The 25,338-nt window shown below is 51.7% G+C and carries 21 protein-coding genes; 6 read left to right on the top strand and 15 right to left on the bottom strand.

Annotated elements, in window-relative coordinates:
* Positions 1 to 91: 91 nt before the first annotated feature.
* From KO499_RS18695 to KO499_RS18685, 3 genes are all read right to left on the bottom strand, one after another.
* Positions 92 to 910 (bottom strand): ABC transporter permease, encoded by an 819-nt coding sequence (locus KO499_RS18695; RefSeq protein ID WP_215985254.1) that lies wholly within the window; start codon positions 908 to 910, stop codon positions 92 to 94.
* Between the two features lies 1 nt (position 911).
* On the bottom strand, positions 912 to 1,766 hold the full coding sequence (locus KO499_RS18690; protein ID WP_215985253.1) for an ABC transporter permease: 855 nt from the start codon (positions 1,764 to 1,766) through the stop codon (positions 912 to 914).
* Positions 1,767 to 1,864: 98 nt separating this feature from the next.
* Positions 1,865 to 2,890 (bottom strand): ABC transporter substrate-binding protein, encoded by a 1,026-nt coding sequence (locus KO499_RS18685; protein ID WP_215985252.1) that lies wholly within the window; start codon positions 2,888 to 2,890, stop codon positions 1,865 to 1,867.
* A 369-nt stretch (positions 2,891 to 3,259) separates the two neighbouring features.
* Between KO499_RS18685 and KO499_RS18680 the strand changes: the two genes are divergently transcribed.
* Entirely contained in the window at positions 3,260 to 4,234 is a 975-nt protein-coding gene (locus KO499_RS18680; RefSeq protein WP_215985251.1) for a LysR substrate-binding domain-containing protein, read from the top strand.
* 5 nt (positions 4,235 to 4,239) lie between these two features.
* Here KO499_RS18680 and KO499_RS18675 read toward each other — a convergent pair whose 3' ends face one another.
* The 6 genes from KO499_RS18675 to KO499_RS18650 are packed head-to-tail and all read right to left on the bottom strand — an operon-like array spanning position 4,240 to position 8,892.
* Positions 4,240 to 5,172: a 2-hydroxyacid dehydrogenase gene (locus KO499_RS18675; protein WP_215985250.1), complete on the bottom strand. Its 933-nt coding sequence runs from the start codon at positions 5,170 to 5,172 to the stop codon at positions 4,240 to 4,242.
* Positions 5,169 to 5,618, bottom strand: a complete 450-nt coding sequence (locus KO499_RS18670) for a type II 3-dehydroquinate dehydratase (RefSeq protein ID WP_215985249.1) — start codon at positions 5,616 to 5,618, stop codon at positions 5,169 to 5,171. The genes KO499_RS18675 and KO499_RS18670 overlap by 4 nt, the downstream gene beginning before the upstream one ends.
* Positions 5,619 to 5,632: 14 nt before the next feature.
* Positions 5,633 to 6,247, bottom strand: a complete 615-nt coding sequence (locus KO499_RS18665; RefSeq protein ID WP_215985248.1) for a glutathione S-transferase — start codon at positions 6,245 to 6,247, stop codon at positions 5,633 to 5,635.
* A 34-nt stretch (positions 6,248 to 6,281) separates the two neighbouring features.
* Positions 6,282 to 7,286, bottom strand: a complete 1,005-nt coding sequence (locus KO499_RS18660; RefSeq protein ID WP_215985247.1) for an NAD(P)H-quinone oxidoreductase — start codon at positions 7,284 to 7,286, stop codon at positions 6,282 to 6,284.
* A gap of 18 nt (positions 7,287 to 7,304) precedes the next feature.
* The gene (locus KO499_RS18655) at positions 7,305 to 8,450 is read right to left on the bottom strand and encodes an ABC transporter ATP-binding protein (protein WP_215985246.1); all 1,146 of its coding nucleotides are present in this window, start codon (positions 8,448 to 8,450) and stop codon (positions 7,305 to 7,307) included.
* A gap of 16 nt (positions 8,451 to 8,466) precedes the next feature.
* Positions 8,467 to 8,892: a RidA family protein gene (locus KO499_RS18650; RefSeq protein WP_215985245.1), complete on the bottom strand. Its 426-nt coding sequence runs from the start codon at positions 8,890 to 8,892 to the stop codon at positions 8,467 to 8,469.
* A 910-nt stretch (positions 8,893 to 9,802) separates the two neighbouring features.
* Here KO499_RS18650 and KO499_RS18645 point away from each other — a divergent pair.
* From KO499_RS18645 to KO499_RS18635, 3 genes are read left to right on the top strand one after another with little or no spacing between them, the layout of a single operon-like run.
* Positions 9,803 to 10,201, top strand: a complete 399-nt coding sequence (locus KO499_RS18645; RefSeq protein ID WP_215985244.1) for a hypothetical protein — start codon at positions 9,803 to 9,805, stop codon at positions 10,199 to 10,201.
* Between the two features lie 45 nt (positions 10,202 to 10,246).
* Positions 10,247 to 12,745, top strand: coding sequence for a hypothetical protein (locus KO499_RS18640; protein WP_215985243.1), 2,499 nt, complete (start codon positions 10,247 to 10,249; stop codon positions 12,743 to 12,745).
* 25 nt (positions 12,746 to 12,770) lie between these two features.
* Positions 12,771 to 13,196, top strand: coding sequence for a MobA/MobL family protein (locus KO499_RS18635; protein ID WP_215985242.1), 426 nt, complete (start codon positions 12,771 to 12,773; stop codon positions 13,194 to 13,196).
* A gap of 255 nt (positions 13,197 to 13,451) precedes the next feature.
* Here the strand turns inward: KO499_RS18635 and KO499_RS19990 are convergent, their stop codons facing one another.
* The 6 genes from KO499_RS19990 to KO499_RS18605 all read right to left on the bottom strand — a co-directional run bounded on the left by KO499_RS19990 (position 13,452) and on the right by KO499_RS18605 (position 23,071).
* Complete coding sequence (locus tag KO499_RS19990; RefSeq protein WP_215985241.1) at positions 13,452 to 14,798, bottom strand: phospholipase D-like domain-containing protein; 1,347 nt, start codon at positions 14,796 to 14,798, stop codon at positions 13,452 to 13,454.
* Between the two features lie 129 nt (positions 14,799 to 14,927).
* A complete protein-coding gene (locus tag KO499_RS18625; protein ID WP_215985240.1) occupies positions 14,928 to 16,784 on the bottom strand; it encodes an ATP-binding protein in 1,857 nt (618 codons plus the stop codon).
* On the bottom strand, positions 16,781 to 17,959 hold the full coding sequence (locus KO499_RS18620) for an SIR2 family protein (protein WP_215985239.1): 1,179 nt from the start codon (positions 17,957 to 17,959) through the stop codon (positions 16,781 to 16,783). The genes KO499_RS18625 and KO499_RS18620 overlap by 4 nt, the downstream gene beginning before the upstream one ends.
* Positions 17,960 to 18,095: 136 nt before the next feature.
* Entirely contained in the window at positions 18,096 to 20,678 is a 2,583-nt protein-coding gene (locus KO499_RS18615; RefSeq protein ID WP_215985238.1) for a DEAD/DEAH box helicase family protein, read from the bottom strand.
* 2 nt (positions 20,679 to 20,680) lie between these two features.
* Positions 20,681 to 22,816 carry a site-specific DNA-methyltransferase gene (locus KO499_RS18610; protein ID WP_215985237.1) on the bottom strand — a complete coding sequence of 712 codons (2,136 nt, stop codon included), beginning with the start codon at positions 22,814 to 22,816 and terminating at the stop codon, positions 20,681 to 20,683.
* Between the two features lie 75 nt (positions 22,817 to 22,891).
* Positions 22,892 to 23,071 (bottom strand): hypothetical protein, encoded by a 180-nt coding sequence (locus tag KO499_RS18605; protein ID WP_215985236.1) that lies wholly within the window; start codon positions 23,069 to 23,071, stop codon positions 22,892 to 22,894.
* Between the two features lie 247 nt (positions 23,072 to 23,318).
* On the opposite strand from KO499_RS18605, the gene KO499_RS18600 reads away from it, so the two are divergent.
* Positions 23,319 to 24,590, top strand: coding sequence for a hypothetical protein (locus KO499_RS18600; protein ID WP_215985235.1), 1,272 nt, complete (start codon positions 23,319 to 23,321; stop codon positions 24,588 to 24,590).
* 171 nt (positions 24,591 to 24,761) lie between these two features.
* Positions 24,762 to 25,337: a hypothetical protein gene (locus KO499_RS18595; RefSeq protein ID WP_215985234.1), complete on the top strand. Its 576-nt coding sequence runs from the start codon at positions 24,762 to 24,764 to the stop codon at positions 25,335 to 25,337.
* The last annotated feature ends 1 nt before the right edge of the window (position 25,338 follow it).

Below are 25,338 nucleotides of genomic sequence, written 5' to 3'. Positions count from 1 at the left end.
TATCCTTTTCTATTTCGTTTGAGCGCCACTGGTATGGCTATGGCGCCGGGTGGATTAAAACAATTGACCGAAGTGCAGCTGCTCCTCTGCCTCAGCGTGATGCCTCCACATTCAGCACTCGTCCCAGGCCCAAAAAGCGATTGGCCAGGATTAGCAGGGTGGCAGTAACGGCAATGTAGATAACTGAAATCGCGGCCAGGGTCGGGTCGGCAAATTCGCGCACGTAGTTGTACATGGCTACAGGCAGGGTCTGTGTTGCCTGTGTAGTTACGAACATCGACGCGGTGAATTCGTTGAATGACAGGATTGCAGCAAAGAGCCAGCCACCGAATAGTCCGGGAATCATCAGAGGTAGGGTCACCGTCCATACCACTCGCAACGGCGATGCGCCCAGGCTGGCTGCGGCATGCTCAAGGCGCAGCTCCAGATTGTGTAGCGACACAAACAGGCTACGCAGTACGAACGGCAGTACCAGCACGATATGACAAAAGATCACTAGTGGGTATCCGCGCCCCAGATCGAGCTGAGCGACCAGCATCAGTAGTCCGAGACCAATAGTGAAATGAGGTATGAACAGCGGTGACAGCAGTACTGCTTCGAGCGTGCGCTTGAAGCGGAATTCGTATCGGGTAATGGCAATAGCCATGGTGGTGCCTATCACCACAGCAAGAGTCGATGCCCAGGCGGTGACGATCAGTCCCGCGTAAAACCCCTGTTTGAAGTCGTTGTAACTCACTGCCCGCTCAAACCAGCGCAGAGACCAGCCCTTGGGTGGGAAGAAGAGGACGGACGTGCTGCTGAACGAGGAGAGTGTTACGACCACCGTTGGAAGTAACACGAACACCAGAATCAGTGCCACGAGCAGGCGGCCAGAAATTCCCAGCCATTTTTCGTATTGTGAACCGGTCATATCATTGGGCTCCTACACGTTGCAGTGAGTGGGTCATCCATTTGAATACGGCCAGCAACAGAATCGTTAGTATCAGGCCGACGATGCTCAGGGCAGCGGCAAACGGGAAGTTCAGAGATGAAAAGCCGAGCTGATACACCAGTGTGGCAACGGTGCTGACTTTGCCGCCACCGATCAGCTGTGGTGTGGCAAAGGCGCTGAAGGTCCAGGCGAAGGCAGTGGTAAGACTGGCGACAATGCCGGGAAGTGACAGCGGCAGGGTGATGGTCAGAAAGGCGCGAACGGGGCCGGCTCCCAGACTGGTGGCAGCCCGCCGGTAGGCTGGATCTATGTGGGAAAGTCCGGTTGCCAGCATCAGCACCATTATGGGCATGGTGACGTGAACCAGAGCCAATACTACACCGGTCTGGGTGAACATAAGCTGTAGAGGCTTATCGATCAGGCCAATGGCAAGCAGGGCGCTATTGATGAATCCGCTGTTGCCCAGCACGATGATCCAGGAGTAGGTGCGTACCACCTCACCCAGAAATAGCGGGGTGATGGCGATGATCAGGATAGTGGATTTCATCCAGCCGGAGCGTGTTTGTACCAGGGCATAGGCCAGTGGGTAACTGAGCAGAAGCCCGAAAAATGCGGTTTTGATACTGAGCCATGCCGTAGTGACAAAGGCGTTGATATAGATGCTTTTGTGCAGGTCCTGAAAGTTGTCGAGGGTATAGCCACCAACGTCGAGTGAACCGGGGATATGTGCGCGTATGCTGAACTGAAACACGGTTAGCATCGCGACCATCAGGCCGAGTGCTGTCAGGACCGAAGGTAGCACGAACCAGGGGACAAAAGCGGGTCTTTGAGTCATGGGGCTTCCGTAAGAACAAAGGCCATCAGGTATGGCAGCTGGTGTATGGGGTTACTGTGGAAAGGGCGCGAGGGCAGGCCCCGCGCCGAGTCCGGTGCTTAGTTCGACATAATGTTTTCCGAAAACCACTTGCGCCATTCGGCGGTTTTTTCGGCTCGCAGTCTGGCATCGGTGTCCAGGGTGGCTGCCCACTGGTCTGGGGTTGTCAGCATGCCCGGTAGTTTGGCGATCTCGGGATCCACTTGTGCATTGTCAACAACCGGGCTGCCGCGGTTGATTCTGGCAATGTTGGCCTGAACTTCGGGGGACAGTGCGATGTTCATGAACTGATAGGCGAGGTCGGCCTGTTCGGTGCCCTTGTTGATACCCATGGCATCGACACCAAGTACCGCGCCTTCCTTGGGTATTGCCAGCTTGATGTCCACACCTTCGTCCATCATGTGGTAGGCGTTCATCGACAGCAGCAGCTGTACAGACGTTTCGCCGGTGGCGATCAGTTGTTGGCTGTTGGCATCATTGGTGTAGAAAGCTTTGATATTGGGAACCAGTGCCTTGAGCTTGTCTTGCCCCTGTTCCCAATGCTCGGCATCTGTACCTGACAGCTTGGCGGATACGGCAATGATGTGGCTTGGATCCCAGTCCGGAAAGGCGATCATACCTTCCAGTTCCGGGCTCCACAGGTCGTTCCAGCTGTCGAAGGTGATGCCTTCAGGCATCATGTCCGGGCGGTAGCCGATGGTGTAGACATAACCCCAGACACCGAGGTGGCTCGGGCTGAGCTTAGCCTGATCCACCAGGTGGCTGGCGTTGGGGATCTTGCTCATATCGAGTTCTTCAAACAGGCCGTCGGTGGCGTAGAGCCAGCCCACATGGGAGGTGGTGAATGTAACATCGCTCTCGGCTGTGCCTGCCAGCTTAGCCTTGTTCAATCGGTCGATGGTGCCACCGGTCACATATTCGACTTCAACACCGGTCTGCTTTGTGAACTCCTGACCAATGGCTTTGTCGATTAGATCCTTGAAGCTTCCTCCCCATGTGCTGACGATGAGCTTGTCGGCGGCATTGGCGTTTGTTGCAATCAGGCTGGCGCTCAACAGCGACAGTGCAATGGTTTTACGTAGCATGTTGTTACTCCTAATGGGTGGTACAACGTTTAGCGTTTAGGTCTGCTGCAAAGAGAAGACTGTCCGACTGAGCAGTTCATGCTCTCTACTGATGTTCGTCGCCCTGTTATGGGGCATGGCTCAAAGTGTCTTGATGCGGATCAATAATGTAATGGCGGAGGCGATGGGTAAAACAGGCTTTGCCGTTCTTCTGCGTCGGAATTCCTGATGTAGCCATTTACTGCTGTTTGGCGGGGTTTCTGTTAATCCTTATAGGCAACGAGCGGGTGGTGGCCGGAGGGCAGAATTGATGGCGCGATCCTTGCTCATGACTTTTGAAAATATATGCCCACGTGTATGTATTGCGTCGCCTATTTCTGGAGTGCCGTTATGCTCAGTCGAATAACTCAAAGACAGCTCGAATACTTTGTCGCTTCAGGTGAAGCGGGAAGTATTCAGGGTGCGTCGGAACGCATCCATGTTTCTTCGCCGTCTATCTCGGCGGCCATCACCCATATTGAATCAGAGCTGGGTGTGCAGCTATTCGTCCGTCACCATGCTCAAGGTATTTCACTGACGCCGATCGGACGGGAGATCGTGAAAGAAGCCAAGACGATTCTTGATCAGATGACCAGTCTCTACACCATTGCGTCGGAGTCGCTGAACACGGTACGTGGTCCGCTGCGAGTGGGCTGCATGGCATCACTGGCACCCATGCTGACGCCGGAGTTGGTAGTCGGTTTCGGGCGTGCGTTCCCTGGCGTTCGTATTAGCCAGGCCGAAGGTGATCACGAGGAGCTGTTATCAAAATTGCGTAATGGGGAGGTGGACATCGTTCTGACCTATGACCTTGTCTCCAGTGACGATACTGAATTCCATCCATTGGCCCGACTACCGGCGTATGTCATGGTCGGAGAGAATCATGCACTGGCAAACCTGTCGGCGGTGACGATAAACGATCTTGAGACGCATCCGATGGTACTGCTGGATATTCCCAGCAGCCGAGACTATTTCCTCAGTCTGTTTCGCCCGGCTGGCGTGACGCCGAATATCGTCATGAAATCGAGCAACCTGGAGGTAATTCGCGCGATGGTAGCCAACGGTGTGGGCTACAGCATTGCCAATGTTCGTCCCAAGGCGAACCTCTCCCTGGATGGCAAACGGCTGATCCGCCTGCGTCTGGCTGGTGATCATCAGTCACTGCGATTGGGCTATGTAACATTGAAAAATGTTCAGCACTCACGGGTGGTGAATGCCTTTGCGGAACGCTGCTGTATGTTTGTTTCCGACCAGTACATTCCCGGAATGGCCGCGCCCAGTTTCTTTGATCCTCACACGGTTCGATCGCTGAAGGGCGTGGCCTGATTCGTTTAATAACCGCGGGCTGGATCGACCTGGTGCAACACGGGTTCATCACGATCCAGCCGCTGAATATTGTCAGCGATCTGCTGTGCCGCTGAAGCCGGAATGGCAACGGATGCTAGGTGCGGCGTAATAAGTACATTCTCCATGGCCCAGAGCGGATCCTCCGGCGGTAGGGGCTCGCGGTCGAACACGTCCAGAGTGGCTTCACCGATCTGACCGCTGGCGAGTGCCGAGGTCAGTGCCTGCTGATCGACAAGTGCGCCGCGGGCGACGTTAACAAAACTGCAACCCCTGGGCAGGCGTGCCAGCCGGTCAGCATTCAGCAGACCTCTGGTTTGTTCCGTTAGCGGTAGCATCACCACCAGAATGTCGCTGTTGGCGAGAAATTCGTTCAGACGCTCCATTCCGTTTACGCAGGTGACATTCTCCAGGTGTTTGGGTGAGCGTGACCACCCCCGTACATCAAACCCCTGGCGAGACAATTCTTTCGCCGCGAAGGTCCCCAGCTCTCCAAGCCCCAGTACGCCAACACGCACACTTTCCGGCAGGCGCGGGTGCAGGTAGTGCCAGCGGCGTTCGCGCTGGGCGCGCTCGAAGGCAGGTATGTCGCGTGCATGGCGTAGCACGGCAAACAGCACATAGCTGGCCATCATCCGGCTCATGTCGGGGTCGGATATGCGTGTGATAGGTACTGCAGGCAGGTCGTCGCGATTGACCAGCGAGTCAACACCGGCGCCGAGGTTAACCAGCAGTTTCAGATTCGGGTACTGCACAAAGAAGCCCTGAGGCGGCTTCCACGCCAATACATAATGCACGCTGTCGGGATCTTCTACTTCCTCCGGGCGACAGATACGCAGCTCCGGCAACCGCGGTGCCAGCAGGGCTTTCCAGTCATCGAAACTATCGACCTGACTATAGAATACCAGCGTCGGGATCATGATGAAGCCTCGTCCAGCAGTTCGGCTACGGCGCTCAGAGCCATGCGGTAACCTTGTGCTCCGAGACCGGCGATCACGCCGGTGGCCGCTTTGGATATATAGGAGTGGTGGCGGAAGCTCTCGCGTTTCCAGATATTGCTCATGTGGGTCTCGATAATGGGGCCTTCAAACGCAAGCAGGGCATCCAGTATGGGAACCGAGCTGTAAGTCAGACCGGCCGCATTTATGATGATGGCATCTGCCGACTGGCGTGCTTCCTGAATCCAGTCCACCAGCACGCCCTCGTGATTGCTCTGGCGAAACTTCAGCTCCAGACCAAGGTTCTCAGCATGTTGCTGGCACCCGCTTTCGATGCTGGCGAAGCTTTCGCTGCCATAGGTGCCATTTTTGTCTAATCCATAGAGGTTGGCATTGGGGCCATTGAGAAAGAATACGGTAGGGCTCATTGCGACTCCATCAATCAGGCAAATGGACGGGTTTCGAGCATGGCAGGATGCTCATCAAATTCTGCAAACCAGTCAGCGGCTTGCGGATAGAGGGCGCGCCAGTCCATCCCGGGAAAGCGGAAGTCCAGATAGCCCAAAGCGCAGCCGAGTGTGATCAGTCCGAGATCATCGGGTGTACGGCTTAGTTGCGGCGCCTGGGTGTTGATCTCGGCCAGCGCCGCATCGATCCTGGACAGCTGAGCCTGGCGCCATACCTCCCACTGTTTTTCCTCCGGGCGCAGGGTCAGCTCATAGCGGGCCAGAAGCGCCGCATCCAGAAGGCCATCGCCCAGCGCTTGCCGGGTAAGACAACTCCAGCGCGCACTCCCATCGACCGGTATCAGTGTGTGTTCACTCTGAGCATCGAGATATTCACATATCACGCGGCTGTCGTAGAGCAGGGTGCCATCATCCGTGCACATGGCTGGGACCTTGGCGAGCGGATTGAACCGGGCGATACGGTCATCACGTTTGACCGGGTTTGCCGCAGATTCGAGCTTTTCGATCTGAACGATAAGTCCCAGGCAATGGGCAGCGGCCATCACCTTGCGAACATAGGGAGAGGTCGATGCGTAATACAATTGAAACATGAAAGCTCCATGACGGGCCGTCTGTGGGGATGAGCTAGTGAGGCGACATCGTCAGCAGCACTTTGCCGATATTGGCGTTGTCTTCGAGTATCCGGTGGGCCTCAGCGACCTGATTCAGTGGCAGTTGAGCATGGATCAGAGGGCGTACCTCGCCCGATGTCAGCCAGGGCAGAAGACGCTCGCGAATGGCGGCGGCCAGCCGGGCTTTTTCCTGATCGCTTTTGGGGCGCAAGGTTGAGGATGTGAGGGTCAGCCCCTTCTGCATCACCTGAAGCAGGTCCACCTCGACATTGGCACCCAGCAGAAATGACAGGCTGACGTGGCGACCGCCTGGTGCCATTGAGGTGAGGTTGCGAGCTACGTAGCTGCCGCCAACGTTATCCAGCACCACATCGACACCGCGGCCTTCGGTACATTCAGCCACCACTGAGACGAAGTCTTCCTGATAACGGTCGACAGTTCGCCAAACGCCCAGCTCCTGAAGCGCGGTGATCTTCTGATCACCTCCAGCGCTGGCAATCACCCTGGCGCCGGCGGCGTGCGCACACTGAATTGCGAAGCTGCCAACACCGCTCGCGGCGCCGTGGATCAGCAGTGTTTCGCCGGCTTTCAGGCGGCCAAGCTCAAACAGATTGTGCCAGACAGTGAACGCGGCTTCCGGTACGCCAGCTGCGACCTCCAGTGGCAGATTTTTCGGTACTGGCAGGCAATGTGCCGCTTTCGCGGTACAGAAGTCGGCGTAGCCGCCACCGCTGAGAAGCGCCATTACAGCATCGCCCGGCGTGAAATCAGTGACATCCGCACCGACTGCGGCGACGATACCGGCGGCTTCCAGGCCAAGAATGTCGGTGATACCGGGGGGCGGCGACATACCTGCGCGTTGCATCAGGTCTGGACGGTTGATTCCGGCACCGACGACCTGTATTAGCACCTCATCAGCCATCGGCTGTGGCAGACGGCGTTTAACTGAATGCAGAACCTCTGGCCCGCCGGGCTCGCGGGCAACGACGGCATCCATGGTTTCGGGGTGTTGGATCATGGTTGGTAAGGCTCCGTTTCAGGTTTGGTCAGCCGCGGTGAAGGCGCAGACACCTTCGTCATCAAAAGTTAGCCCGGCGACAGCGCCGACCGGCCAGCGGCTTAGGGCGTTAAGGCCTGACTGGCGTACAAATAGACGGGAGTCTCCCAGTGCGGGAACATGCAGATGGATATCCACATGGTCACCCTGAAAAGCATGGGTCACCACCGTTGCGCTTAAAAGAGAGTGAGGGCCAAGGTTACTAAGCTGGATGTTTTCCGGACGCACATGGATGTCGAGGCGATCACCCACCGTGGCCTGTACCCGTTCCTTCGGAAGACGCAGGGAGTTGCCGCTGATTTCCAGAGTGGCATGATCGTCATGGCTCATGTAACGCCCGGGCAGGATATTGATGTCGCCAACGAAGCTGGCCACGAACGGATCCTCTGGACGACGGTAAATGGTATCTGGGTCGCCGATCTGGCGAATATGGCCGGCAGACATGACCACAACCCGGTCGCTCATGCTCAGGGCTTCGCTTTGGTCGTGGGTCACGAATACGGTGGTTACGCCGAGCTTTCGCTGTATCTCCTTCAGCTCGATCTGCATAGATAAACGCAGATTTTTGTCCAGAGCCGAGAAGGGTTCGTCCAGCAGTAGCACCTTGGGCCGGATGACCAGAGCACGGGCCAGAGCGACGCGTTGCTGCTGACCGCCGGACAGCTCACTGGGCTTGCGCTCGCCGTAGCCTTCAAGTTTGACCAGCGCCAGTGCTTCGGCTGTTCGCTGGCTGATCTCCGCCTTGGGTACGCCACGCATGCGCAACCCATACCCCACGTTTTTAGTAACGCTCATATGTGGGAACAGCGCATAATTCTGAAACACTATGCCGATCTCGCGTTGATAGGGCGGCGTATCGGTGACCAGCTGGTTGTCGATGAAAATTTCGCCGGTATCAGCTTCAGCGAAGCCTGCAATCAGGTTGAGTAAAGTGGTTTTGCCGCAGCCGGACGGACCCAGCAGCGTGATGAATTCACCCTCCTTAATTTTTAGCGATACTTTTTGTAGCGCTATGGAATCGCCAAAACGTTTCAGTACGCCGTCCAGCTGAACGGCAATATGAGGGTGCGGTTCGGACGATAGCGTATCAGCAGTCGCGAAGTCGTGTGCCTGTGCAGTGACCATGGTAGCTCCGGTATTGTTAAACAGTGGATTCGTCATCGGGGATTACTGCGATCACGTCGATTTCCATCAACCAATGCGGCTGTCCCAGAGCCGATACTACGAGCCCGGTCGAGATCGGGAACACGCCCTTGAGCCATTTACCGACCTCTTTATAGACCGGCTCGCGAAAACGGGCATCGGTGAGGTAGGTGGTTGTCTTGACGATATGGGAGAGGTCGGAGCCTGCCTCTTCCAGCAATTGTTTGAGGTTCTTCATTGCCTGCTCAGCCTGCGCCCGCGGGTCGCCGAGGCCGACCAGGTTTCCTTCAAAATCGGTACCGACCTGGCCGCGAACATACACGGTGTTGCCGGCACGCACAGCCTGGCAGAGATCATTATCCAGAGACTGGTTTGGGTAGGTGTCCTTGGAATTGAACATACGGATACGTGTATGAGTAGGCATAGTCTTGTAGCTCATTGATAATAGGTAGTTGCGGATCAGCTTCACATCGTCGCGGCCGTGAAGAAACCAGTCTTTGGATAGGGTAGTGATTAGGAAAAAACGAAGCGTAAGGAAATGACTGATTTTAGGGGGTAGCTCTATGGCCTGTAATTCGCGGAGTAACAATACGATGGCTGTCGCCACAAATGTGGTGAGTGAAGTGCGTTTGACGATACCTCACTGATTTCCGCGCTTTACCTCGTTACTGCAGGCTCTTGTGAAAACAGGTTCCATACTGCTGGAAAGCTTGGAATATCGGTTCGGCCATTACAGCGGGTGCCTCATCCGCTGGAATGGCTGACAGATAATGGCAGCTGCTACATTGCCAAAGAAACGCGGGCCTTGACAATCAGTGCGACATACAAAGGGGAGTGATTATTCGTATAAGCATGCTAAAACGGGAAATACGATTGATGTTTATATGAAGAGATCACGCGATTGATTGGGAGTTTCATTGTTCGTTCGACGGTCCTATCCCGACCTGACGGATAATATGTGAGTTTAGTCAAATCACTGCAAGCCAAGCGGTCAACCGGATGCCCTAACGGCCCCACCGGACCACCTGTAACGCGGCACTCCAGGGCAGCCACTCAATATTGGTGTTATCCCACCATCCGAATGTTCGCTTTGCGACCAGGTTATGCGCACTGACCTCAGCTAAACAAAAGCGAACATCGGCAAGCCCTTTTTAAATAAGCTCGCTTCGCATTGAAGTTGGCGAACCGGCCGTGCAGTGTCTATAGTTTTCTTGTCTGCCAAGTAATTTAGTTCTCTTAAGGAAGTGAGAATCGCATTTCGACGCGCGGCCAGACATTGCCACCCCCTGACGTACGCGAGCAATTCCAACGAATCAGCACAAGGAAGCACTGTGATGGCCGCCTGGTACCACGTTTATATCAAAAATTCGACGACTTATGATTTTGTTTACATGGGAGGCCGTGTTGATGCCGCGAGTAACTTCGGCAACGGCAAATGGAACAGGCATCCCCATGACATCAAATCCCAACTGGGTGCGCCCGGCCAACATACCTATGCGTTTGACTGCGAGGGAACTGATGGCTGCCAGGGGAGTGCGAGTTTTGCCATTCTGGACCCAGAGGCGGACGAAAAAATCGGTACTTTAAGCCTGAGCTGGCTCGTTCGGGGCATCGGTTCTAGTAGCGCTTCAGCTTCGGTAGACAGTGAAGCGGTTCGTATCACGCGAGATGAGCGGGATGACAAGGGATTCGAAGAAGTCATTCACCACGTCGAGGTCAAACAGGGTATATAGGCCTCGCGACGCCCGCCTTAAAATCACTGAGAAAGGATCTCGCACGTGAATGAAACTACTAGCGTTGATTTCAGGCCCGGTCTGGACGGGCTCAATGGTAAGCCAGAATCAGCGCCGTTGGTGTCGTCCTCTTCATTCCCTGAACTGCTTTACCATGGGTTTGTCCCTGTGGCCTATGACGTTCCGCCGGCATCGATAGCGGATCCGGCCGATGAGTCAATAGATGACATCGTCCCCGCAGGCGCTCAGGTTTCAGCGAACGCTGATCTGGCCTCTGATGTTCCAGATAGACAGGCGAAAATTAAAGCGTTACTGGATGAAGTCCGCCAGTTTGAGGCTGCGATCAAATCCGGGGAAACATCCTACACCGAACATGTTCGGCATCTGGAGCGTCTCGAGAAAGAACTAAACCACCGCAAGACAGATCGCATTGCCAGCAAGCAGCCCGAGGAGTACGCGGGTTACCTGAAGAAGATTCGCGAGGATTACACTACAGAGCTGAAGCGCCTGGTCGGGGAGCAGACGCCGTCCCCGCCGGTGAAAGAACCCGGCCCCCAGCAGGGTGAGCCGACTGGCCCGACAAAGCCCAAGCCGGACCCTGTTGCAGTGCCGCCGGAAACCGCGTCACCGGCTGATTTCCTGAAGCCAGCCACATCATCGACCGCCCATGGCGGCATGTTGGGGTACGGTGTTCTGACTACCTATCGCCAGGACTGGAAAAAACTGGGCGTTTGCCTGGGCCGGCTGATCAGCACCATCTGTCTTGCGCCGGGAGAGGTGACCCGTCTGGCGATTATCGACTGGCAGCGAAGATCAGCCGGGACGAGCCACGAATCCATCGATCAAACCGACACCGCTGAGGAGTTTTCTGACCAGTCCCGGCAGATTGATGAAATCAAAGCCGGCACAGCCAGCCGAATTCAGAAAGCGAACAGCAACAATACCCAGATCGGAAGTAACACCACCGTGAGTGCTGGAGTAAGCAACCCTACCTGGAATGCCGGGGTGAAAAGCTCACTAAATGTCAGTCATGGAGTGCAGGCTTCCTACGCATCGGCAACGTCTGATCTTAACGCCAGCGGCAGCAACCGAATTGATCAGATTACCCGTGAACTGACGCAGACCCAGCGTTCAAAGCGCGCGACTATTGTTAAAGAAGTCACGCAATCCGAGGCCGAGCGGTTATCCACCCGCGTGGTGGCCAACTATAACCAGCGGCACTCGCTAAACCTGCAATACTTTGAAATTCTGCAGAAGTATCAGATTGCTACGCAAAGCGAGATAGGCCAGGGCTGCGTGTTTGTGCCCATCCAGCCACTCAACTTTAACGCAAAGGCCGTTCGAATCGCCTTCGCACCACAGCTGTTTTCGATGTTTCAGGAAGATCCGACGCTGTCCGAGCGAACCGCTGACCTGATCCAGTTTCTCTATGGCGGTGAAACAGAACAGGATGATCTGATAAAAGGCATTCAGGAAGCCATCTCCAGCGATGAAACCTTTATCACAGGGCATCAGGAAGAGCTGGATAAGCTCACCGGCATTCTGAACAAACTGGATGATCTACGCTTGAAGATCAGTACCCGCTCCTCGTTACAGGAAACGCTTGCAGCGCTTAAGTCCGTTATTGCATCGGGAGATTATCGCGAGCTGATTGCCGGCCTGGGGAGTGGTCACACCGTCGATTACTACACCTCAACGGTCCTCAAGCTTCGAGAGAAGTACGAGATTGCCAGCAAAGATATTGTCCGCGCGATCGATGACAGGCGGTTGACTGTTCAGGCTCGCAGGCGGCGACTGCGTAATCAGCAGGTATCCATCCAGACCATTTTTGTCATGAATGCCCGGTACTTCACTCAGCAGATCATCATGCGGCTGGATCCGATCGAATTGTTTCGCTTTCTGAGTGCGGTCAGCATCACCGAAGCAGGGTCGCAAAGTGCTTCCTCTCTTGCAGACCTGGGAGTTCAGCCAGTGCCCGTGGGCTATTCGGGCAATATGATCGCTTTCCTGTTCAAGTCCCCTGTAGAGAAGGCCAGTGAAACGATCAGCAAGGTAACTCAACGGTTGCTCGGCCTGCTTGGCAATCAATCTGACTCAGCGGCTGAAACCAGCGTGATCACGTTGCCCACCTCCGGTGTGTTTATGGAAGCGGTTCTTGGAGCCTCCATGGCTGCGGAGAATACGGAAACCGAGTACAAGGATTGGCGACACCACGAACACACCATTCCGATTCTGCCACCGGATATTGATAATCTGGCCTCAAGAGATCGCAGCCAGGAAACCTTCACCCTGGAAGAGGCGGGCTTTGGTGCGCAGATGCAGTCCATGCGTCAGCGTGCGTTGGACAGTATCTCGAGTCTGACGGATTTTGTCAGCCAGCTTGATGCCCGGCCTTCACTGCCAAACCAAAAAATCACCGCTGCTCCAGCAACCGAGGAGCCCGACGACGAGTCGGAAACAACGACCAAAGCGCCTGATGGCGGAGAGGGCGACGGTAAGGGCAAAAGCGACGGGGATGGCGAGGGTATTGAAACCATCGAGTGACTATTTTCATCGGAGGAATAGATATATGGCTACGCATCTGAAGTGTTACAAAGACCCAAAGGGCGTCTACCTGGATAAGTTGAAAGCCTCTGCGAAGAACAGCGTCTTTTTCGGCGGAATGAAGAACTATAAAAATATGACGGTGTTCGACAACCAATATGCCAAGGATGGAGATACAGGTGGGCAGAACCCGGACTGGGCTCTGTTTTGGTTAAAACGCTATTCCAAGAACGACGTAAATGGCAAAAAAGTGTACTTGGATGCCTATCAGAAAAACTATGAGGAATGGAAAAACGGGCGCCGGGTGGAGCAGGCACGCCAGCATCATGCACCGTATGTGCTAACCGGCGTTGTCGGCGATGGAACCGTCAATCACCCGCCAACGGTTTACCTTTATGAGGGCTATCAGGGAGCTCAGGCGAAATGCCGGCTCTGGAAATTTACTCCCTAGAATTGGTTGATTCGTGACTTGTAGGAAATGAAAAAGGGCCTGCGTTTTCACGCAGATCCTTTTCCAGGTTGGACGAACACACACAAAATCACAACCTAAACTGCGCATAATGTATATTATGTTAAATTGGATCAAGCAGAGACTAACCGAAACCTCATTTGGTAATTAAACTTGGCGGCGAAATGTTTCAATTTAGAGGAAATCCAGGCAACCCCCTGTCCGAGCTAAAGATTCGCTGTTCAGCTAAGGGTTTCTCTAGTAAATCTTGACGTCGTATCCCAAGGCACGGAGAGATTTGCTGGTTCGCCCATTCCTTGGAGGAAACCAATCGGGCTGGGCCCACCCGGCAAGTTCTGCCAGTTGATTTATTCCGATGTGAGGAATCTTGAGAGCTGGGTCATGTTGCGCTTCGAATAAACGGACTGGTAGTTCTTGCCTCGGTCCTCCATATAGTACGTGCCTGACAAGCTCCTTAAAGCTCTGTCCTCTTCCGTTGCGTTGGTCATTCAACCAACCTGCGAAACGCTCAACGCGATCAGCCATCTTGGCTACCGAACCTTTTGGCAAGTTAAGCATCGACGCAGGAAGTTTGGATACATGGTCTTTCGTTGAGTGATTTGCCCAGATAATTTCAATGAGATCCTCTTCGTTAAGGCTCTCTATTCTTTCAGGATCCAGCAGTGATCTGATAACCGGTGCTCGGTCATAGAGGTTAATATCCTCCTCTGATGGAGCTTTCTCTTGGGACTGCCACCAATTAAGTGCCCGTTCCAGCGCTGCTCTCGGATTGGCTCGGTGGTCCACATAATATTTTTCATATGGGTGCCCGCCACTTCCAGTCACCTCGTTGTAGTAATAGGCATGAAGAAATTGATCCGCCTGCCAAGACGCGGGTGTGTTGGGACGCAGCCAATCTGGTTTATGGTCCTCTACTACCGATGCAATTTCGCGTAGAACCGTCAGCCCGTTCTCCCATTCTTTAAGGAAATTTTGTTTTCTTTTTTCGACCGTTTTCTTTCTATCTACAAAGGCAGGTCCTTCCCAAATCGGCTTCCGTCTCTTTCGCTTTGCCTCGTCTTCGAGACGCTTCAGAGCCTTGCGGCGCTCTTGGTACAGCTCTGTCTGCTCATCGATAATTTCCCGAGTCAATGGAAATGCTGCCTCCAACGATTCAAGGTAGTCGAAGAAATCAGAGACTTGCTGTAAACCACCAGCGTTTTCTAGCTCTTCCTCAGTGAAAAAAATTCCGGCTTCGAGGTTCGTCACCCAAGCCCTATCTGTAAGGTTTGCAGACCCAATATAGATACCATAACCTTTCCACCAGATGGTTTTTGCGTGGTGAACGTCAGGGATCAGGTAGCAGAATATATTCTGACTGGTGGCTTTCAACAGATTTTCGAGTAGGTCCGGGGATACGGGTACCGTATGATCGTATCGCATCCAAATATCTAACCTACGTTTATGTTGAAGGCAATTTTCAATCAGGGTGTCTGAGTCACTTCCATAAGCAATAGCGGCTTTAACCCAGTCAACTTCATGGTTTGGTCCTGGTAGCTCACTTCTTAGAAAGTTGCTATTCGCATGGTTTGCGATGAGCTTCATGTTTCTCCCGCCATGGCCTGAAATCGAATGGGATCGTGGGTATCCGCCGACACCTCACAGCTAGTGCATTGCCCTAGTTCGGGAATCTGTGATTTGTGTCAGGACAATAGTCTTCGCAAACCGATTGATTCAGCTGGCCATCCGCGCTGCAACTACACCGATCTCATCTTCTGAAAGTCGATTTAGAACCCAACCTTCGGCAAACTTCGCAGTTTCCGATTTAGGTAGCTTGTTCTTTGGTAGATCTCTAATGCGCACACGGGCTGGCATCGAAGCACCTTCGCCTACGAAAATCGCTTCTTGTTGTGCAAGGTTCGGCAAAGCTTTGGTCATTCCCGATAATCCATCCGGGAGAAAACGTGAGACGTGTTGTTGATCGGCGGAATTCGTAAGCCTAAGTACTAGCCATGTTCCACATTGGGAAATTACAGTGCTTTCGATATCCGCAGGTCTCTGGCTGACGAGCATAAGACCGATACCATACTTCCTGCCTTCCCGCGCAATCCTTCTTATTGCGGTTTGAGCGGCAGCGTATTCGGCATCCCCCCGGTCAGGAACGTACCTGTGAGCTTCTTCGCAAACCAGAACCACCGGATCTCGTTTTCTCTCATCAGAGCTTTGATAAACCTTATACTGAAATAGAAGACGAGCAAGCATAGCGGTGAGAGGCCCTGCGACTTCATTTGGGAGGCCCGAGACATCCAGAATTCGAAGGTCCTGATCGATCCCGTCCGCGTCTTTTTGTTGGCCAACCAACTGCGCGATCACCTTCTGGAGAGAAGGATTATTGTCATCCCGTTCTTCCATCATGAAGCGAATACGAGGGTCTCTTCTGAGAACGGTAAGCTTATCCAGTATCGATCGAAAGCCCTCTTTTGAAAGATCAGTTGCTGATTTAGCCCTTGTTTTTCGGGCAGCTATTAAGTTAACCCCTTGCGCGTATTTGATATGATTCACCAGTTCTTCAAGCGAAAAAGGCCGAGGTTTGTCCGTATCAAATTCAGCTATCTGAGCTTGACTCACGCCCTCCCTTGGGCGAGGCGCATCTGCATCAAGACCGTCATCGGGAATAACTACATCATACTCTTTGGGAGCTTCCTCCACTAAGCCAGCTCCTACCATCCGGGCATGAGTTAGTGCCTTGTAAATTATGTTGTTCTGAGAGGTTGCCTCATGTTCGGTTTTTCCAATGGCGAGGAGTCGGAATTCATCGGAACTCATTAACCAATATGGTAAGCGTATTGGGCACCCTGCCCCATCTTCGTTCCCGAGGGGATCGTAAGCCCGATAAACTATCGAATTATTATCGAATGCACTGCCGTATTCTCCATGTGGGTCAATAATGAGAATTCGCGGGTGGCTCACTTTTCCTGGTTCAGGAGCGTGCTCAAGTAGACTATGAAGGAAGGCGGCGACGGCTCCAGACTTCCCAGCTCCCGTGGACCCCAGAATCGCACAATGCATTCCCAGCATCTTGTCGATATTTGCACTACAGACTGCATTGTCCGAACCGACATAGTGGGCGAATGGAACAAGTGGGCTGTATTCGCCCTCCTTTTGTTGACCTTCTGCTGCTGAATAAATAATGGACGTTTCTTCTCGGGTAAGAAGGTGAACGCTCTGCCTTGGTAGCGGATACGTGGTAACACCGCGGATGAAGGTCAGCGTTTCTTTCGCCACATTCCAGACACCCTCAGCGAAGAGTTCAACTTCCATAATTCGTTGATCTGCATCGGGTGGAACGGGCTTTCCACTCTCCTCTAGTTCCTCGGAGCGCATTCGCAATAACGTCACGAATCCAAATATCAGACGCCTGCCGAAATGAACCTTAACCATGCTGCCAATCTGCCCAATAGGGTACACTCGACCTTCATGAGTCCTGGTAAGTTCCGTGACATCTCCTGACAACTCGACCCGAATGGAAGTACCGGATACTTCGACTATATGCCCTATCTTTAGGTCTGGGATGAAATCAAAGTCGTTCATTGAGCACTGGCCTCCGCTCCACTGTCGAGTATCCGTGTCGCTCCTGCAAACGTCCACCAGTCGCGCTTTTGGTCGTTATCAGGTGGTGCATACGGTCCGTTAGCTCCAACGTACAGACCATCTTCAGTAAGAATGTAAAGTCGATTGCCCCATGGTCTCTGTCTCCATTCGTCAAGAGTAGGATTGAGGGTTTTAGCGAAGGCAATTATCGTAGTTTTGTTTTCGGGGCGATCTAATGATAGTTCGATTTCTTGGTTAATATGCTCATCACCGAAACTGTATCCGCAAGTTACAAACACATTTTCATCACGGTCACCAAGCGCACGGCGAAAAAGATCAAATTGTGCTGCAAAAGGATCTCTCTGGGTGGCTAAGTATTTAGTAGACTGTGGGTAGATCAATACTCTGGAAGCTTTTTTGGGATAAATGTCACCATCCCTTACTCGCCAGATGCGCCCATCCTCCCCCACATGCCAATCTATTGATCCGTGTAGTTTGATAACGTGAGCCCTTTCCCTCGAGACTGGCTCATCATCGCCATATCGATGCGTGCGGTAAGCCACGGCTCCGCCGGAGAAGCCGTCCCAATAAGAAAAGCCACCTAGCGCAAGTGCATCTTCAATTAGCGTGTCATAGTTTGTTGTAAACAAACGTACAGCCCGACGGCGCTCTGCGACTCCAGCTTGGTTTCTATTGAACAAAGCAGAGACAAATACCTCATGGTGGTCGACAGTGACAATACGATTTTCGAGAGTTCCAGCTTCTTCCGGTGTGCCATCGGATTGGGCTGGCCTATAACCCCACCGAATTGTCTCGGCGATCCAAGTAAGGATCCGTTGGTGGAGTTGATCCAACTCCTCAATTGATAACGTCACATCGTCGAACGCTATGTTTTGATCTTTAGATCTTTCTGCAATCGCACGATAATCTCCCAATTGACTCAAAATATGCTCTATATGAGAGTCGTCTGCGAGCTGGCTGCTGACGTGCTCGAGGACGCTAAGGTCATTGGGTTGTCCCTCGTCGCGTGCTTTTGAGAATACCCTGGCGGTTAATGGCCACATCAGTGGAATTCCTGCATCAAGGCTTATGCCCGCTCCAAACAGCCACGACTGATTGGTTGTGGCCAAGAGGTTATCAAGCTGATTCAGAGCATCTCTAGTTGTCGGATCCATCCTCTACTATCTCCTATTTTTGTGGGGCGCGTGGCCACCGTATTGCATCCCGATGACATCACTTACTGCAGATAGCTCTAGTCCGTTCATGGATGGCTGTGAAAATGCCTAGAAAGTGGGCATGATGGGCAACAGCTCATAAGTAATTTGACGCAATGTCACTGCTATACAGCTCATTTATAGAAGTTGCAGAATCAACTGCCTGACGTACTTTGGTTTCCTTTAGGTCAAGCACTCTGTAGACATCCCCGACCTTGGCTACAGCTTCAACGCGGCGATAGTGTTCGCCTGATGTCTCCGCATATCGTGCCAAACCTCTTAATTTCGGAATTGAGTCACTAAACTGCGTTCCGTGGGGATCAACAATGTCAGCGGCAGTGGTTCCGTCCGCAAGCTGAGCAAAGAAAATAAAGTCTGGCCGCATCATTTTGATAACACCTGCATCCTCATAGGTAACACCTAGAGAATCCTGACTTGCGCGTGCAGGGTTGCGATACCATGCAACCGAATCGTTTCGATTCAATTCAGCATTGAGGACGTCAATTTCCCAAGAATTGAAGTCTTCGGGAAATAAACCATCTGCATCTGAAAGCATGTGCTTCTCGTACTTTGGCAACGCTGTTTCTGTTCCGTCCGCCTCTCGGATTGTGGTTGGCTGCATCCAAGAAGTGGGGTTCGCCAAGTCAACATCCATCGGTTCAGTGCTCATCTCGCGGATTTCTCGGTATACGTCTTGGCGTTCGTCGGACAAGGCTTTAATGTCAACTCTATGCTGAGTCAGCCATTGTTTAGCGAGTTTGTCTGCTTCGGCTTCCAAATATTCTTTTATTTCAGGCACCAAACCCAGCGCAGCGACTGTTGCATGGGCATCCAAGAGAGCCTCCTCGTAATCTTCAAGTTCACCCTCACTATTTGCCAGGAACTCGCTATAGGTAGTTGCAAGATCTGGACTTATGGCGCGGCTCGCTCGACGATAGGCGTCTTCGATTACGGCGTAGTCCGCCGCCTCAAGGAAATCATCAAAAGTCATTTTTTTGTCTGCTAGGCTCGCATTAAGCGTTTTACCTTCGACCGTAAGAACGGCCTGCCTAGCTTCTGAAATCTGGTCCTCGTAACGCTGGCGCGCTGCATTCAATGCTTTATGCATCTCAAAGTGAGCCGACGCCCCTGCTCCCGGTAATATTTCATCGAAGGCAAGCTCATGAGCTAAAGAGGTCAATCTTTTGATTGGTTTAGATTGTCTTTTTGGCAATGTCTGCGATGGTAACGAAAGCAACTTTTCGCGAGCTGCTTCAGGAACATACGGATTGGCCAGAACCTCCTCAGGATTGATCAGTACTCTTCGGCCTTTGAGGCTATCTCCACCATCACTGCCCGTCATAAGAGAGTTGGCGACTTCCTTGACGGAATTTGCATCAAAAAAAGGTAGTAAACAATCCACTGAGTTTAGCCGGTCGTTACCTGGAATACGCCGTGCCAACGGCGTTCTTACCATGCGCCCGAGTAACTGAGTAATGTGTGTTTTGTCCTTTGCAGGACGGAATGACACCATTACTTCTGCTCTTGGGCAATCCCAGCCTGTGCTAATGGCGTCCTTGGCAATAAGTACACGAACCCAATCTGACTCCTGTACTCTCTCAGGCGAAATGTAGGGAACGCTGTATCGTCCAAACGTTTGCGTAGTGTGCTGGCCAAATACGTGGGCTACAGCATCATCCGGAAGGTCTGGCCAACGTTGGTAAATCGTGTCGAGTAACTGGCCAATCTCGCTCTCATCCGGCGTGTTAGGTACTTGAAGCACCATGAGCGGAATCACTTGCTCCACATCACCTTGTTTTTCTTGATACGCTTCCCAAGCAGAGGTGATTTCTTTTAGTTTATCCGCACCTCTGCGTACCAGAACGGTATCAAACTGACCTGATTCACTTGGCACATCAAGAATAATGGTATCTTTGAGCAACCCTGATGCTTGAACCTTTGAAGAGTCAACGACCACGTTTGGCAAGGTCGCTCGTCCCTGCATACCAGTAATCGCACTATCAAATCTTTCTACCGTTGCTGAAATCCCCCACACAACTGGTATACCAGGCACAGAGCCACTCCCATTAATCAATCGTTTAACAATAGTGGTTTTCTCTCGCTGCCTAGACCCTGCGCCCATCCCTCGGTGAGCCTCGTCCAACACCAAAATGAGAGTTAAAGCAGGGTCGTTGATAGTGTTTTGGATAGTGTCCCAGATGGTAAAGGCCCTGAGGTCAGGCATCACTTTTTGACCAGACTTGGTGTAACCTTCATCATCCTCATCTGAACCACGAACCAATAAGCTGTTTTTGCTTAGCTTCTGAGTGTTAAGGAAGTAAACCTTCCCCGGTTCAAAAACCTCTCGATTAAAAGTATTCTCGACGACGACAAGGTCGCTGGGCAACACTCTATCTGAGGTCTCGAGCAACCGGAATTTTGATTGTTCATTTAGCGAAGGATCATCACTGAACCAAATAACCACTGCGCCAGGATCTGGCTCAAAATCGAAATTATCATCACCGTGGAATAGTGCCTCAAAAACGGCAGCTGCCATAACGGTCTTTCCGGCACCAGTGGTTGCTGTCAGAGAAAAAGCGTGTTTATCGCCGTCTTCTGTCCAGCGTCTCGAAGCTTTTCTCAAATTGATAAGTACGTCCCTGACAGCATCTTCTTGATAGTCTTTAAGAGTAAACTTCATATTTAGCGGCCCATCGAAAAGCGAAAATTAGACAGGTAGGACTCATATAAACGCACCGACTCTACCGAGGCTGGTAAATGGCGTGTTACTGCCTGGAAACGGCGATCGTCATCTGTGACGATAAAGGCTACTCGGATCTCTGGGTTTAATTGCACAGCCTCGCAGAAAAGATTTGCTTGATCGAGACTCACCAATACGCCATACGTTTCTACTACATCCCAGCCTTGAGCGGGGATTTTCTCTATCCGACTGCCTTGTGAACCGGCTCGCATCCAAAGGAGCGGCGCAATGCGTTCGAATGAAACGTTGTGTCGAACCGAAACAGGGGTTTCGTAGGTTAGGGTGAAGAATTCAGCATTCTCCTGAAAGCCGTCCGCCATAGGGAAACAGTCTGAAAACTTATAGTCACCTTCAATATCTCCGCCGTCCGGAGTCTTTCCAGTTATTACAGCTTTTATACGCGGCTTCGTGATGTAGTCGCAGATCCCCCACTTCTCCCACTCGGGATCCCCAGGCCGAAGCTTCGCCTTTCTTAGGTTAGACTGTTCATCCGCTGCTACTTCATTATTGGTAACAGATATGGATATTCTTCTCCCTCCATCTTGTTTATTTAATCGCATAACTGCATGCGCTGTTGTCCCAGAGCCCGAGAAAAAATCAAGTACGATGGCCTGAGGATTTTTACCAATAAAAAAACGCAGGGCGTCTTCTACAGCGTAAATAGATTTCGGAAACGGAAATCTACGATTCGGAATTATTTTCGAAAGTAAGACTGAGCCACCGGATTCTGCATTATGGGATGGCATATTCCATACACGTTTAGGAATAACCCCTTTGGCTTCTTTGTGGACAGCCTGTACTGCGCCGTCTGGGTCATGGCCCACTACCTCTATTCGGCCCTCAAAGATTGCTTTCACTGTTCCACTAGGCAGATAGTTAATCGAGGAGGTTCCCTTTTCTGGCTTATGGTTCCGAGAGCGAATAAAACCTTGTTCATGATATTTTCGAGACGTCTCAGGAGTGATTCCCCACAACCCTTCGTCACCATTTGGCCGCAGCGGCCATACTGCAAAACAGCCCTCAGGGACTTTAACTTCATTGCGATCTATATCATCAGATATTGGGTCCCCTATAGAGTGAATGTAACCCGTTTCAATATTTACAAATATTGGATAAAACTGGTTTGGTCTTGCGCCACGCTTAGCAGTAGGCTCCCTTCTTCTTAACCCCAGCCAATTTACATTCTTTCCAATTTCAGAGCTTGCACTACGGGAATCGTCGAGCATGTTTTGCTCGCCAAGTTCGACGAACGAATCACCCACTTTTACGAAAAAAATGAATTCCTCAACCCGAGAAAACTGACCAGCACGTGCTACTCCCTTGGCGCTGATCACTGATGTGACCATTTCGATCGCTGCCTCCGGAAAAACCTGCTCTAACAGTAGGCCTAAACGTAAATATTCCTTTTCATCAATCGTGATGATCAGAACAGAACGGGAAGGATTCAACAGTTCTTTGGCAATCCTCAACCTTCTCTCTATAAATGCCAACCACTTGGAATGTCGATATAAATCTTCTGATTCAACATAGTCGTTGTTGTATTTCCAATCTTTTGCCCCAGTGTTGTAAGGAGGGTCGATGTAGATCGCATCAACCTTTCCCCGGTGTGTATAAGTCAAAGCTTCCAAGACATGAAAATTCTCTCCATTTATCACTGAGTGATAAGGTCTATCTCCACCTTCCTCGACCTTTCCCGTGCTCTTTAGCCCCGGATAGATATAGTCTCTAAATTCGGCAACAACTACCAAGTCAGCGACTGCTACTTCTTTGATCGTCGGCTCTTCAACGTTAAGCTCTGCTACCTCAGCAAATTTTACATCGTCAACTTTGCTGATAGTAAGAACCTTCCATAACGTTGGATCCCCTTTCTGTAGGGTTCCTCGTTTCGGAAGAACCCGTACCTTGTCTCCTTTTCGTACAGGTCGTCCTGGTAGCTCAACAGTTTCCGGTTTGTGACGCTCAAAATTCAATCCGAAGGATTTGCGTGCCGAAAGTGCTTTAAACTCTCTCTCCAGCTCATCTCCTAGAGCCGCGTCTTTAGCTCTAGCTCGGGCAATTAAATCGGTCAGTCTTGACACGGATAATCCTTAGCTCGTGGTACTGTTAAGCGGCAATTTGTCTCTGGAAGCAAAACCAAAACTGCCAAACGAAGCCTACTGTCTTGGCATATCTCTTTCTATTGGCAGCAGGCCATGCTGCTTTGCATAATCTAAAATCAAGACTTCAAGCATAGATGCTTGTGAGCGATGTTCTTGGTGGGCCGCAGCCTTCAATAACATCTTGATTTCTTTCGATGTCCGGAAGGACAAAGTTTCATTTTTCAACCTTGCCATTGTCAGCCCCAGTGGAATTGTTTATCGACAATGTACTGCCTTCTACTTACAAGATCTAGACCGCCAACCATAGCTAAAGGTTTAAGAAAGCGGAGGTGCGGATTCACGCTCGGAATTGGCGCACGTCTCTGTATAGATTTTGAACGAATCATCACGGTATCTAGTGGCTTTTCAGCCGTTTGATCAAAGTTGGTGCGCTGTCTAAGAAAGCAAGCTATCAACTGTAAAGCGAAAAGAGACGTAGAAAATGGAACAGTCAGACGTGAGTCGTAAAGAGCTTTATTACCAAGTGTGGAAATCTCCAATGATAGAGGTTGCCGCAAAGTATGGCGTATCCTCGAGCTATCTTGCCCGAGTTTGCAATCAGCTCAATGTCCCGCGTCCGGAGCGTGGGCATTGGGCCAAACTCGCTGCCGGTCACACAGTTAAAGTGCCTCCTCTTCCCCCAGCTAAGCCCAGCCATGATCTCGTTTGGTGCCGATCAGGCATCCTGGACCCGACTAGAAACGTCATCCCCCCCAAACCTCTCTCTCCAAGAAGGCGTTCCTCACATCGAAAAAAATCAGTACCCAAAGACGAAATTCATCCACTCATTCGGGGAGCGCGCGAGCTGTTTCTAAAAGGGAGGGAAACCGAAAATGGTTACCTTAAGCCCTACAAGTGGAACTTAGTCGATATCATCACATCTCGGGAGAAGCTAGATACCGCGCTGAATATCGCGAATTGCCTATTTTTGGAATTTGAAAACCGTTCCTGGGACGTAAGGCTAGAAGCATTCAATAAACAGTTCCGAAGACCAGAGGCGGACGATAGGCCCAGAGGCGGAAACATCCGATACGGGGTCAGGCACTGGTCGCCGGGGCGATCAACACTCGTTTTGCTTGGAACCGTAGCAATTGGTTTGACGCTTATCGAGGACAGTGAAGAAATTGAAGTTGTGTATGTCGATGGGAAATACGTTCCGACAAGTCGGCTCAAGAAAACTCAAAGCCTGTCTAGGTGGCCAACCAAACGTGATCTCCCATCAGGCCGTTTTCGACTCCGCGCCTACAGCCCTTATATAAGGACTCAGTGGCAGAGAGAATGGTCAATTCGTGAAGGGCAGGATTTAACGAACTTCGCTCAAAAGGTTGCAAGGGAATTGAGAAAGGCGACTTCTGACATCACTGAGGAATTTGCTGTTGCTACGGAGCAAATCCGCAAGGAGAAACAGGAATGGGCTGAGCAGCGTGAAAAATGGCGGATTGAGGAAGACAACAAGCTTAGACGGGAGGCAATGACGAAAAGCACGGAATCACTGGATGGAATAATTTCCGACTGGGGGCGTGCCAAGACAATCCATCAATTCTTTGACGAGTTGGAGACCGCGATCGGTCTCTCCTTGGATGACGACGAGGCTCTACTGCATGACCGATTACGTGCAGCAAGAGATTTGATGCGAATTCCTGACGCCTTGGAGGCCTTGAAAGCCTGGAAGAGTCCTGAAGAAATCTACGATGAGAAGAGGAAGCCCAGTTGACCGAACAATAGTGAATTCGGGGCCATGACTATGAATCGGTCGTCTAGTGAATAATTCTATTGTTGTTAGTGACTTGGAAAGGTTTCTTCCAGTACCCTTGTCAGCACGCCTTCTAGTTTGCTAACCATCTTGGCCGGGCGATCAATTTTTAACAACTCACAAAATCTACTGATGCTCACATTTCTCAATAACTTAAGCCTCGCCATTGGCCATATGACACGTGTCCTTTTTTTCGGCATATTTTCGATCGCTACTGCCGTAATCGCTGTATTCAGCTATGTGCTTCTGGTTTCAGCGACGTTTGAATACAGTTATGGGCAAGACGATCTTGCTCTGGCTGATTTGATCGCTCTAGCGCTGCTTGCAATGGCCACGTGGCGTTACTTCCATCGCGGGAGACAAAGCCAGACCGCACTTTGGCCCCTTCTGAAAAGATTCGCCTTCACGCTTACCTTTATTACATTGGTCCTGCTTTCGATAGTGGGAATTTTCGCCTCTATTACACTCGTAGAACCCGAATTGGCAAATGAGCATTTAACCGGGGGAGCGGATGATCTGCTGCTTTATGGAATTTTCGGCACCTTCATTGTCGCGATTTACGGTGCTACGCCCTTACCTCCGCTGTCTTTTCAAACTCCTGTGCCAAGCAAACAGTTCTCTGGGCGACAAGACGATAGGCACGCAGGCAACAGCTGCTCAGAACCAGAGCCCCCAACTCTTGACCCGTCAGCCGAAAAACAAGTGTAAG

This window comes from Marinobacter sp. F3R08 (assembly GCF_018860425.1).
In the GTDB taxonomy this organism is placed as follows: Bacteria; Pseudomonadota; Gammaproteobacteria; order Pseudomonadales; family Oleiphilaceae; genus Marinobacter.
Note: the sequence above shows the minus strand (reverse complement) of the source record. Positions and strands in the feature narration are given on the sequence as shown.